Below are 12,192 nucleotides of genomic sequence, written 5' to 3'. Positions count from 1 at the left end.
TCACACTGGCTGCTTAGGCTTTTTTAGTTCTGTCCGCTTGACAGGGGTAAGACCAGCTCCAGGGCTTTTTTGCATTCACCATTCAGCAATTTATTACAAAATAATACAAATGTTGAATTTACAAAATGGATTATATATGGTAAATATTAGTGTAGTTTACAATTATGACAATCTATGTAATTAATCGTGAAAGGCTTTCTTGTGTATGGTCCTCCAAACATATGAGGAATAGCAAAAATCGATAAATGTCGAGTTTATTCGTGCTTAATCACCAAATTTTTGCAAAAATTTACAAAACTAGTATTTACAATTATGTTAAAAAATGGTAAAAAATAATAGTGCCTACTATCACAGCTTTTGGAGGGATTTATTCGTGAAAAAAGTCGTAGCAAGTCTATTGAGCCTGTCACTCGTATTATCTGCTTCTGTATCTGCACTGGCAGCAGAACCTGTAAAAATCTCGAAATCATCTCAAAAAGCTGCTTCGGCAAATGATCCTTATGAGCCAAATGATGATCTTCCATTTGCTTCATTTGCTAATTCCAATGTTTCATATTCAGCAGAGATTGGCCATAACAAAGATGTTGATTGGTTTAAGTTTTACGCGAAACCGGGCCAACTTAATTTTGCGATTAGTAGCTTAACATCAGAAAAAGGGAACCTGCGGGTAGCGGTGTTTCATGAAAGTAAAATGTCAGGGGCACCTCGTTTTGTAGAAAATGGGAAGTTAAGCTTCACACAGGATCTCACAAAAGAGGGCCTTTACTACATCATGATTTATGACTACTCTGCATTTGATTCCAAGCCAATCAAACCAATCCCTTATGCATTTAAAGCCATTTATAATCAATAAAATATCAGACTATTTCTACTAAATATATGCGGAGGTTTTATTCATGAAAAAAGTCGTAGTTAGCTTGTTGACACTCGCAGTAGCTTTATCAGCATCTGCTTCCGCATTTGCAGCAGAACCAGCTAAAAATATGAAGTCTTCCCAAAAAGCAGCGGCTTCTGTAACCGATCCATATGAACCAAATGATAGTGTTGCATTCGCTCCATATATAAATTCGAACGTTTCATACACTGCTGCCATTAATCACTATAGAGATAATGATTATTTTAATTTTTACGCAAAACCAGGAAAGTTTAATCTTGCATTCAGCACCTTGTCATCAAATTCTGAGCCGATAACAATCTTGGTGAGGAAGCCAACAGGAGGGTTTCTACATAGAGTTGTTACCAAAGGTAATACATCTTTTTCAGTAGATATCCCGGAAGAAGGCCAGTACAGCATTTTACTGGCGACGCCAAATGCAGTATTAGATAATAGACAAATAGAACCAATCCCATATTCTTTCAAAGCGATTTTTAACCAGTAAATGTAACGCACGAAAAACAGTCCTTAATCGGGCTGTTTTTTGTTTCGATCTGGGATTCAACATAAAAAAGCGACCTCTTGAAATCCAAGAGATCGCTTATTGTTTGTACGTATGGTACGCCTGAAGGGAATCGAACCCCCGCACATGGTTCCGGAGACCATTGCTCTATCCACTGAGCTACAGGCGTATATTGTGACGACAAGTTTTATTATAGAACATCGGGAATCTCAATGCAAACGAAAAAAGTAGTTCAACAGAAAAAACTAGCGATAAGGTAAGCGAGAGTGAAAAAGTCCTTAGGTGAAGATCATTCGACATTTTTTGTGTTCTGCTTCATCAATTTGGCAGGAAAATTGCAAGAGAGAACGAATATAATGAAAATAAAGAGTCATCGAGCAGCATGAGCAAGTGCGAAGGAGGCGAGCTTCATGAACATGGGATTGGGGTTATTTCAAGAACAAACACTGAAATTAGTGATGACGCCGGAATTACGCCAAGCGATTACCATATTGCAGTATTCAGCCATTGATCTCATCTCCTATTTGCAAGATCAGGCCAATGAAAATCCTGTTTTTGACCTTGAAGTGGCTGGAGAAGTCGCTTCTGCAAAAGCAGAGAAACCAGTTCCTGAGATTGACTGGAAAGAAATTGTGGGCAATCGCGCGACAGGTGAGTACGGTTCGTTGAAAAATGAAAGCACTTACAATCCGCTGGATTACGTCCAGCAAGGTGCGGAGACGCTGTACGAACATCTGGAGCGTCAACTCGGCTATGTAAAAGGATTCTCGTCGCTGCAAAAACAGATCGCTCTCTTTTTGATCGGGAATCTGGATGAGAAGGGGTATTTGGAAATTACATTGGAGGAAGCGAGTACGCGCCTGGGTGCTGAAATGCTGGAAATTGAGGACGTGTTGTCCGTTTTGCAGCATTTTGATCCAGTAGGCGTAGCTTCACGCAGCCTGGAAGAATGTCTTTTGTTGCAGCTCGGGCATTTGGCACTCGATGATGAAAAGATCGTTCAGGTCGTTCGCAACCACCTGCAAGATTTAGCGGACAATCGCTATCAGCGGATTGCAGACAAAATCGGATGTTCACCGCAAGAGGTTCAGGCGATGGCAGACTTAATCCGTACGCTGAATCCGCGTCCTGGAGCGGCCTTTTCCACAGTAGAGACAAGATATGTCATTCCTGATGTGACGGTAGAGAAGGTCGGGAATGATTATGTAGTATTGGTCAATGATGTTGCTGCACCGCGGCTGAAAATAAACAGCTTCTATGAAAAAATGCTGAGCCAGCAAAAAAGTCAGGATGAAGCCAAGCAGTTCATTCACGATAAGCTGAATGCTGCCATGTGGCTGGCAAAAAGTCTGGAGCAGCGCCGCCTGACGCTCATGCGTGTAACACAGGCCATCCTCGATATGCAACGGGAGTTTTTTGATCGGGGGATTCATTATTTAAAGCCCATGACACAAAAGGAAATAGCAGAGCGGGTTAGCCTGCATGAATCAACGATCAGCCGGGCAACCAGCAATAAATACGTCCAGACACCACGCGGAATCTTTGAGCTGAAGTATTTCTTTACGTCAGCACTCTCTACTTCCAGCGGGGAAGTGACTTCTTCTGAGAGTGTTAAGCGCAGAATCAAAGCACTGATCGAGCAAGAAGATCGGAAGTCTCCGTTATCTGATCAAAAGCTCGGTGAGATGCTGCTTACAGAGGGGATTGAAATCTCCCGCCGCACGGTTGCCAAGTACCGGGAAGAAATGCTGATCCCATCGTCGGCCAAACGAAAGAGGTTTTAAGGGCATGAATGAAAAAATGTTTGAAATTGTCTTGTACGGAAGAAAAAAATGTCATTTGTGCAACGAGGTGGAGCTCTACATCCGCAGTCTAGCGGAGGAGTTCCCCCTTCGTATGCGCATGGTTGATATTGAAAGTGATCCGGTCTTGCATGAAGAAATGATGTTTGTCATTCCAGTAGTCGAGATTGATGGAGAAATCGTGTTTCCCTCCATTACACATGTGGTGACGCTCGAGGAGCTGCGAAACGAATTACATAGACGTGCCGCTCAGTCTTGAGTGGCTCTTTTTTATAGGGGCTCGGGGGAGCTTGCAAGATATTGTTAAATATGATACATTCAAGTTGTAGCAAGTGATCTTTTTTTTGCACCAAGCGGGACATAAAATGTATATACAGGGACATAAAACGTCCCTATCAACAATTTGTAACCAAGGAAGAAGGCAAAATGCGACGTTTACTGGAACTGCAACAAAAATTGTTGCCTGACTTGATTCAGGTTTTGCGTCAGCGGTACATGTTGCTCCGATCCATCTATCATTTGCAGCCGATTGGCAGAAGAGGTCTAGCTCAAGCCATGGATACCACTGAGCGTATTTTGCGGGCAGAAGTGGAACTGCTAAAAGAGACGGGGCTCCTTCATGTAACGGCTGCGGGAATGAGCCTGAGTGAAGAAGGACAACAAGTCTTGGACGACATGGAGCCTCTCGTCGGAGAGCTATTCGGCCTTACTGACTTGGCGGAGCGCCTGCGCAAAAAGCTGGGCATATCAGAAGTCATTGTGGTGCAGGGCAATGCAGACCAATCGCCTTGGGTAAAGGAAGAGCTGGGACGGGTTGGCGCAAGGGTACTCAAACAGGTCGTGCAAGAAGGAGACATTGTAGCGGTAACAGGTGGTTCATCCATCGCCAGTGTAGCAAGTCATCTGACGCCTTCTGCCTCGTTCAAAAACGTTCAGTTTGTCCCTGCTCGCGGTGGACTGGGAGAACGCGTAGAGCTACAAGCGAATACGCTCGCTTCCGCCATGGCAGCGAAAACAGGTGCTTCTTATCGGCTTCTTCACGTACCGGATCGCCTCCATCCAGAAGCCTTGCAGACATTGGTCAAAGAGCCGCAAGTACAAGATGTGCTGTCGCTCTTGGGCAAAACTCGAATCGTTTTGCATGGAATAGGGGATGCCGTCACGATGGCGAGAAGGCGGAATTATTCGGAGGAAGAACTCGCAGAATTAGTGGAGACGGGTGCTGTATCAGAAGCATTCGGCTACTACTTTAATGAAGCGGGAGAAACGGTCCACAGAATGCCGACAATTGGTTTACAGCTAGAGGAAGTGCACAAGGCAGAAACTGTGCTCTCCATTGCGGGGGGCGAAAGCAAGGCAAAAGCGATTCTTTCCTTTGCTAAGCAATCGTGTCAGAATGTACTCATTACGGACGAAGGGGCAGCTTACACGCTGTTGTCCGCACGATTGTAACGGAAGGAAGTCGGTCGCATGTCTATCACATCGGTAACACCCATCTTGGCAATGATCGCTGGCATCATTTTGAGCCTATCGCTCGGTTTTCCGATCGCATGGGGGATTGTTTTTGCGATCTTGGTCACACTGGTTAGTGTAAAAAGATTGGGTTATCCGTGGAAGCAACAGTTCGTGTTTGGCTGGGAAGGTGTCCAAAAGGCAAAGCCCGTCCTTACGATTCTGTTTTTAGTAGGACTCTTGATTCCGCTATTAATGATGGGAGGAACGATTCCCGCCATCATTTACTACGGATTGTCGATTGTGAATGTCGAGTATTTGTTCGTTCTCTCTTTTCTGTTGACCGCAGGCGTCAGTTATTTATTGGGTACATCAATCGGTACGTTGAGTACGATTGGGCTGTCCCTGATGGGCATTGCACACGCAGCAGGGATATCACCTGCAATTGTAGGAGGTGCGCTCATCTCTGGAGCGATGGTGGGGGAACGTTTCTCACCGATATCCAGCAGTCGTTTACTGGTGCTTTCCAATGTCGGCATGACAGAAGAGCAGGAAAGAAGAATACGGCGTCCTGCTTTGCTTACGGTAGCGATTTGCGCGTTACTTTTCCTGATTCTTGATTTGTTTCGACCTCATGCGAACTCGACGGATACCATTCAAATGTACCAAGAGCTGTTAGTCAGCCATTTTTCTGTACATTGGCTACTCATGCTGCCTCTCGTGGTGTTAATTGCATCTTTCGCACTGAGAGTAAAAGCGGTGAAGGCATTGTTTTTCGGTATCGGAGCCAGTGCGATTCTAGTCGGGATCAATGGGAATTTGGATGTGAAGACGTTTTTTACATCGATGCTAGTTGGATTTGAGCTTCATTCAGGAACGCCGCTGGATCAATTGGTCCATGGGGGCGGGATGTTCGCCATCTTTAGTGTTCTGGCGTTAATCATTCTCGCAGGCTTTTTAAACGGCATTTTGAACAGAGCCAATTTATTAACTCCCATCGTAGACAAAATGATGGGCCATACAAAAAATAAGACGGTGTTGGTAGCGAAGGCAGCGGCATTGTCGTTGTTAGTGGTCATCATCAGTTGTAATCAAACCATTCCAATACTGGTTCTCGGCTCTACTCTTCTCGGACGGTTCTCCCAATGGGAAGGAGGGCGCGAGCTGTTAGGCAAGACGATGCTGGACTCCACAGTTGTCATGCCTGTACTGATCCCGTGGAACGGTCTATCGATGATGATGGCACTCACGTTAGGTGTTTCGACGATCCAGACATTACCCTTTGTGTTTTTTCCAATCTTATTACCGATTGTTACGATATTATCGACCCGCTGGTTTTCGCCAGGGGGCAGGTTTCTCGCGATGAAGAATAAAGCTAGCTAATAAGCAGGAGGTATACATTATGGTAAAAGTAGGTATTAACGGATTTGGTCGTATCGGTCGTAACGTATTTCGTGCAGCACTGAACAATCCGAATGTAGAAATCGTGGCGGTCAATGACCTGACAGATGCACACACACTGGCTCACCTTTTGAAATATGACACCGTTCATGGTGTTCTGAACGTGAGCGTTGAAGCTTCCGAAAACACGCTCATCGTTGACGGCAAAGAAATCAAGGTGTTGGCAGAGCGCGACCCAGCTCAACTCAAGTGGGCAGATTACGGTGTTGAAATCGTAGTGGAATCGACTGGACGCTTCACGAAGCGCGAAGATGCAGCGAAGCACTTGGAAGGTGGCGCGAAAAAAGTCATCATCTCCGCTCCAGCAACAAACGAAGACATTACAGTCGTAATCGGTGTAAACGAAGACAAGTACGATCCGGCGCAACACACTGTGATCTCCAACGCATCCTGCACAACGAACTGCTTGGCGCCATACGCGAAGGTTCTCAATGAAAAATTCGGTATCGTACGCGGATTGATGACAACCGTTCACTCTTACACCAATGACCAACAAATTCTCGACCTGCCGCACAAAGATTTGCGCCGTGCCCGTGCAGCTGCGGAGAACATCATTCCAACCTCTACAGGAGCGGCAAAAGCGGTAGCACTCGTACTGCCTGAGCTGAAAGGCAAGCTGAATGGTTTCGCGATGCGCGTACCAACTCCAAACGTATCTGTAGTGGACTTGGTAGTTGAGTTGAAGACTGATGCAACTGTTGAAGAAATCAACAACGCTCTGAAAGAAGCGGCAGAAGGCCCACTCAAAGGCATTCTGGGTTACTCCGAAGAGCCACTCGTATCGTCTGATTACAATGGAAACCCTGCATCCTCCACAATTGATGCTTTGTCTACAATGGTACTAGAAGGAAACATGGTGAAAGTCGTTTCCTGGTACGATAACGAGTGGGGTTACTCCAATCGTGTCGTAGACTTGTGTCATTATGTTGCACAGCGCGGCTTCTAACACGTAAAATAGAACTGTTGTGGAAAAAAGGGAGAGCAATCTCCCTTTTCCCATATCTTTTTTCCGAATAAAAAGCCAATGATTTGGGAGGATCGTTCATGAACAAGAAATCTATCCGCGATGTTGAGCTGGCAGGCAAGCGCGTATTCTGCCGCGTCGACTTTAACGTGCCGATGCAGGACGGGGTAATCACCGACGATACACGCATTCGTGCTGCTGTACCAACCATCCGTTTCATGATGGAGGCAGGAGCCAAAGTAATCCTGGCGAGTCATTTTGGTCGTCCTAAAGGCCAAGTAGTGGAAGAGATGCGCCTTACTCCTGTCGCAGCACATCTGTCCTCGCTCTTGGGTAAGGACGTGCGTAAGCTGGAGGATTGCCATGGTGCTGACGTAGAAGCGGCAGTAGAACGGATGGAGTCTGGCGACGTCATCCTGTTGGAAAACGTGCGCTTCCATGCGGGAGAAGAAAAGAACGATCCAGAACTGGCAAAAAGCTTTGCGGCCTTGGCTGATCTGTTTGTCAATGATGCATTCGGGACAGCTCACCGGGCACATGCTTCTACAGCGGGAATCGCTGAGTACATACCAGCAGTTGCGGGCTTGTTGATGGAAAAGGAGATTCGCTTTATGGGCGGAGCCTTGTCCAATCCGGAGCGTCCGTTTACAGCAATTGTCGGCGGTGCAAAAGTAAAAGATAAGATTGCTGTCATTGAAAATTTGTTGACCAAAGTCGATCATCTGATTATCGGCGGCGGTATGGCGAATACATTCCTTAAAGCACAGGGTTATGGCATTGGTGCTTCTCTGTGTGAAGACGACAAGCTCGATCTCGCACGTACGTTGATGGATCAGGCAAAAGAGCGTGGCGTTCAATTGCTGATGCCAGTTGATGTAGTGGTAGCTGACCGTTTTGCGGCAGATGCTGAGAAGCAGGTCGTAGCAATTGATGCGATTCCAGAGGGCTGGATGGCACTCGATATTGGGCCAAAAACAGTAGAGCAATACAACAGCGTCATTGTAGAATCCAAAACAGTGGTGTGGAACGGTCCGATGGGCGTATTTGAAATGGATGCTTTTGCAGGCGGCACGATTGGTGTAGCCAAGGCGATGGCAGCATGCAGCGGTACGACCATTATCGGTGGCGGTGATTCCGTAGCAGCTGTGGAGAAAGCAGGCGTAGCCGAGCAGATGACACACATTTCTACAGGCGGCGGAGCTTCTCTGGAATTCATGGAAGGCAAGGAACTGCCAGGCGTAGCTGTGTTGGCAGATAATCAATAAGAGCGAAGAGGGGGAGTTTGCATGCGAACACCAATTATCGCGGGGAACTGGAAGATGTTCAAGACGATGGCCGAGGCAAGAGCGTTTGCGCAGGATGCCAAGGCAGGCAACAATACTTCCGGGGTACAAAAGGTCATTTGCGCACCATTTACAGCGTTGGCTGTACTTAAGGAAGAACTGGCGGGAACAGATATTGCCATCGGCGCGCAAAACATGCATTTTGAAGAGCAAGGTGCTTATACAGGTGAAATCAGCGCGTCCATGCTGAAAGAAATCGGTGTGGAGTACGTGATCCTTGGTCACTCCGAGCGCCGTCAATATTTCAATGAAACAGATGAGACCGTGAACAAAAAGGTTGTAGCCGCGTTAGCAGCAGGTCTCGTACCGATTGTGTGCGTAGGCGAGAGTCTGGAGCAACGGGAAGCGGGCGAGACAGCTGACGTCGTTCGTACGCAAACAGAAGGTGCCTTTGCTGGAGTGGACGCTGCACAAGTGGCAGATACCGTTATTGCATACGAGCCGATTTGGGCGATTGGCACAGGCAAGTCTTCCACGGCAGAGGATGCGAATGAAACGATTGCGATTATTCGCAGCGTAATCGGTGAACGCTTCGGACAAGCGACAGCCGAGAAAGTGCGCATTCAATACGGCGGAAGCGTAAAGCCGGAAAACATCGCAAGCTATATGGCACAGCCGGATATCGACGGAGCATTGGTCGGTGGAGCGAGTCTCGTAGCGGACAGTTACTTGCAGCTTGTGGCAGGAGCTACGTCGCGATAGGAGGAGAAAGCAATGGCACAAAGACCAAAACCGGTTGCCCTTTTAATAGTGGATGGTTTTGCTCTGCGTAACGAAACGCATGGAAACGCAGTAGCACAAGCGAGCAAGCCGAATTTCGACCGCTACTGGAACCAATATCCTCACGCGACCCTAGAGGCAAGTGGGCTGGCTGTTGGACTGCCTGAAGGACAGATGGGGAACTCCGAGGTAGGCCATCTTAATATCGGGGCAGGGCGTGTCGTTTATCAGGATTTGACGCGCATTACCAAGTCGATTCAAGAAGGCGCTTTTTTTGAAAACGAAACACTGATCGCTGCTTTCCAGCATGCGAAGCAAAACGGCAAGCAGCTCCATCTGTTCGGGCTTTTGTCCGATGGTGGTGTACACAGTCACATTAACCACCTGTTTGCAATGCTCGAGTTGGCGAAAAAGCAGGGCTTTGCAGATGTGTTCATTCACGGCTTCCTCGATGGCCGCGATGTATCGCCTGACAGTGCAGTGGGTTATATCGAACAGCTGCAAGCCAAAATCGCAGAGATCGGCGTTGGCCGGATTGCTACCGTACAAGGTCGCTACTATGCGATGGATCGAGACAAACGCTGGGAGCGCGTAGAGAAGGCATATCGTGCCATGGTGTACGCAGATGCTCCGGCTTATCGTGATCCGGTTCAAGCAGTAAAAGAATCCTACGAAAAGTCCATTATGGATGAGTTCGTCATGCCGACAGTGATTCTCGATGAGGCAGGAAAACCAGTGACGACCGTTCAAAGCGGCGATTCGATTATTTTTTATAATTTCCGCCCGGATCGTGCGATTCAAATGTCGCAAGCCTTTACGAATGAAGATTTCCGTGGCTTTGACCGCGGAGATGAGCGTCCACGCGATCTGCATTTTGTGTGCCTGACGCATTTTTCCGAGACGGTGGACGGGTATGTCGCTTACAAGCCTTCCAATCTGGATAACACGTTGGGAGAGGTGCTTTCCCAGCAAGGCTTGAAGCAGTTGCGCATTGCCGAGACGGAGAAATATCCGCATGTGACGTTCTTCTTCAGTGGCGGACGTGAAAAGGAGTTTCCAGGTGAGATGCGTATCTTGATTCCTTCGCCAAAAGTGGCAACGTACGACTTGCAGCCTGAGATGAGTGCACCAGAGCTGACAGACGCTGTTGTCGCTGAGATCGAGGCAGAAAATTTTGATGCGATCATCCTGAACTTTGCCAACTGCGACATGGTTGGGCATTCCGGTATGATGGAGCCAACGATCAAAGCAGTCGAGACGGTCGATGCATGCTTGGGCCGAGTAGTCGATGCCATCGTAGCAAAAGGTGGCGTAGCCGTCATCACAGCTGACCACGGCAACGCTGATCTGATGCTGGATGAAGCGGGACGTCCGATTACTTCACACAGTACGTATCCGGTGCCAGTAATCGTGACCAAAGACGGGGTTGCTCTGCGCGAAGACGGTATTTTGGCCGACTTGTCACCAACGCTTTTGGAGCTTTTGGAGGTAGCGCAACCGGTTGAAATGACAGGCAAATCGTTACTTGCAAAATAGGCTTTACTGGGACACACTGTAAGGGTAGCTTGGCGTTTATCGAAATAGATTGTAAGTGCACATGAAAAAAGGAGATGGACGAGAAATGGCAATGATTACTGACATTTATGCACGCGAAATTATGGACTCCCGCGGTAATCCAACTGTGGAAGTAGAAGTGTACCTCGAAGATGGCTCGATGGGCCGTGCAGATGTTCCATCTGGAGCGTCTACAGGTGCGTATGAAGCAGTTGAGCTTCGCGACGGTGACAAATCCCGTTACTTGGGTAAAGGCGTACTGAAGGCCGTAGAGAACGTGAATGAAATCATTGCTCCTGAACTGATCGGCATGGATGCCCTGGATCAAGTCGGCATCGATATGGCGATGATTCAGCTCGACGGCACGCCAAACAAAGCCAAGCTGGGCGCAAACGCGATTCTCGGCGTGTCCATGGCAGTAGCACGTGCAGCTGCAGATTCTCTCGGCGTTCCTCTCTACAATTACCTCGGCGGCTTCAACGCGAGAATGTTGCCAGTTCCGATGATGAACATCCTGAACGGTGGTAAGCACGCAGACAACACTGTAGACATTCAGGAATTCATGGTCATGCCAGTAGGTGCTACTTCCTTCAAGGAAGCGCTGCGGACAGGTGCGGAAATTTTCCACTCCCTGAAAAAAGTATTGGGTGAAAAAGGCCTGAGCACAGCAGTAGGGGATGAGGGCGGCTTCGCTCCAAACCTGAAATCCAATGAAGAAGCGATCACAACCATTTTGGATGCGATCAAGGCAGCAGGCTATGAGCCAGGCAAAGACGTGTTCCTCGCGCTGGACGTTGCAGCTACAGAAATGTTCAAAGACGGCAAATACCACTTCGAAGGCGAAGGCGTTGTGAAAACAACAGAAGAAATGATCGCGTTCTACGAAGAGCTGGTAAATAAATACCCAATCATCTCTATCGAAGACGGTCTGTCTGAAGACGACTGGGATGGCTGGAAAGCACTGACTGACAAGCTGGGCAGCAAAGTTCAGCTGGTAGGTGATGACTTGTTCGTAACGAACACCGAGCGTCTGGCTCGCGGAATCGAGACCTCTACAGGTAACTCCATTCTGGTAAAAGTAAACCAAATCGGTACGCTGACAGAAACCTTCGAAGCAATCGAAATGGCGAAGCTGGCTGGTTATACTGCGGTGATCTCCCACCGTTCCGGTGAAACCGAAGACTCTACGATTTCCGATATCGCAGTGGCTACAAATGCAGGTCAAATCAAGACAGGTGCACCTTCCCGCACTGACCGCGTAGCGAAGTACAACCAATTGCTGCGTATTGAAGACGAACTCGCTGATACAGCTCGTTTTGGCGGTCGTTCTGCATTCTACAACCTGAAGAAGTAAGCTTGCATGATTGATAGATAAAAAGAGGGCGCGGCAGTCCTGGACGAAAAAAGTCCGGGACTGCCGCTGTTCTTTTTATAGGATCAAAGAAACATGCCACCGGAAGCCTCGATTCGTTGCGCGTTCAAGTTTTTGCATACGAAAA

The 12,192-nt window shown here is 47.7% G+C and carries 12 protein-coding genes and 1 tRNA gene; 12 read left to right on the top strand and 1 reads right to left on the bottom strand.

Features of this window, described 5'->3' with window-relative positions; genetic code table 11:
* From ACQ5DJ_RS01165 to ACQ5DJ_RS01155, 3 genes are all read left to right on the top strand, one after another.
* On the top strand, nucleotides 1–184 hold a 184-nt coding region (locus tag ACQ5DJ_RS01165), incomplete at its 5' end, for a hypothetical protein (protein WP_429840829.1).
* 189 nt (nucleotides 185–373) lie between these two features.
* On the top strand, nucleotides 374–853 hold the full coding sequence (locus ACQ5DJ_RS01160; protein WP_429840828.1) for a hypothetical protein: 480 nt from the start codon (nucleotides 374–376) through the stop codon (nucleotides 851–853).
* A gap of 43 nt (nucleotides 854–896) precedes the next feature.
* On the top strand, nucleotides 897–1,379 hold the full coding sequence (locus ACQ5DJ_RS01155; protein ID WP_429840827.1) for a hypothetical protein: 483 nt from the start codon (nucleotides 897–899) through the stop codon (nucleotides 1,377–1,379).
* A 112-nt stretch (nucleotides 1,380–1,491) separates the two neighbouring features.
* Here the strand turns inward: ACQ5DJ_RS01155 and ACQ5DJ_RS01150 are convergent.
* Nucleotides 1,492–1,566, bottom strand: a tRNA-Arg gene (locus ACQ5DJ_RS01150).
* Nucleotides 1,567–1,807: 241 nt separating this feature from the next.
* Here ACQ5DJ_RS01150 and rpoN point away from each other — a divergent pair.
* From rpoN to eno, 9 genes are all read left to right on the top strand, one after another.
* Complete coding sequence (gene rpoN, locus ACQ5DJ_RS01145; RefSeq protein WP_429840826.1) at nucleotides 1,808–3,181, top strand: RNA polymerase factor sigma-54; 1,374 nt, start codon at nucleotides 1,808–1,810, stop codon at nucleotides 3,179–3,181.
* 4 nt (nucleotides 3,182–3,185) lie between these two features.
* Nucleotides 3,186–3,458, top strand: coding sequence for a glutaredoxin family protein (locus ACQ5DJ_RS01140; RefSeq protein WP_429840825.1), 273 nt, complete (start codon nucleotides 3,186–3,188; stop codon nucleotides 3,456–3,458).
* A 167-nt stretch (nucleotides 3,459–3,625) separates the two neighbouring features.
* The gene (locus ACQ5DJ_RS01135) at nucleotides 3,626–4,651 is read left to right on the top strand and encodes a sugar-binding transcriptional regulator (RefSeq protein WP_429840824.1); all 1,026 of its coding nucleotides are present in this window, start codon (nucleotides 3,626–3,628) and stop codon (nucleotides 4,649–4,651) included.
* 18 nt (nucleotides 4,652–4,669) lie between these two features.
* Nucleotides 4,670–6,034, top strand: coding sequence for a Na+/H+ antiporter NhaC family protein (locus ACQ5DJ_RS01130; protein ID WP_429840823.1), 1,365 nt, complete (start codon nucleotides 4,670–4,672; stop codon nucleotides 6,032–6,034).
* 19 nt (nucleotides 6,035–6,053) lie between these two features.
* On the top strand, nucleotides 6,054–7,058 hold the full coding sequence (gap, locus tag ACQ5DJ_RS01125; RefSeq protein ID WP_007720484.1) for a type I glyceraldehyde-3-phosphate dehydrogenase: 1,005 nt from the start codon (nucleotides 6,054–6,056) through the stop codon (nucleotides 7,056–7,058).
* 98 nt (nucleotides 7,059–7,156) lie between these two features.
* Nucleotides 7,157–8,341 (top strand): phosphoglycerate kinase, encoded by a 1,185-nt coding sequence (locus ACQ5DJ_RS01120; protein ID WP_392429609.1) that lies wholly within the window; start codon nucleotides 7,157–7,159, stop codon nucleotides 8,339–8,341.
* Between the two features lie 21 nt (nucleotides 8,342–8,362).
* The gene (tpiA, locus tag ACQ5DJ_RS01115) at nucleotides 8,363–9,121 is read left to right on the top strand and encodes a triose-phosphate isomerase (protein WP_429840822.1); all 759 of its coding nucleotides are present in this window, start codon (nucleotides 8,363–8,365) and stop codon (nucleotides 9,119–9,121) included.
* Between the two features lie 12 nt (nucleotides 9,122–9,133).
* Nucleotides 9,134–10,675, top strand: a complete 1,542-nt coding sequence (gpmI, locus tag ACQ5DJ_RS01110; RefSeq protein WP_429840821.1) for a 2,3-bisphosphoglycerate-independent phosphoglycerate mutase — start codon at nucleotides 9,134–9,136, stop codon at nucleotides 10,673–10,675.
* 85 nt (nucleotides 10,676–10,760) lie between these two features.
* Nucleotides 10,761–12,047 carry a phosphopyruvate hydratase gene (gene eno / locus ACQ5DJ_RS01105; protein ID WP_409175952.1) on the top strand — a complete coding sequence of 429 codons (1,287 nt, stop codon included), beginning with the start codon at nucleotides 10,761–10,763 and terminating at the stop codon, nucleotides 12,045–12,047.
* Nucleotides 12,048–12,192 lie beyond the last annotated feature (145 nt).

The sequence above is a fragment of the Brevibacillus sp. FIR094 genome (assembly GCF_050477165.1).
In the GTDB taxonomy this organism is placed as follows: Bacteria; Bacillota; Bacilli; order Brevibacillales; family Brevibacillaceae; genus Brevibacillus.
Note: the sequence above shows the minus strand (reverse complement) of the source record. Positions and strands in the feature narration are given on the sequence as shown.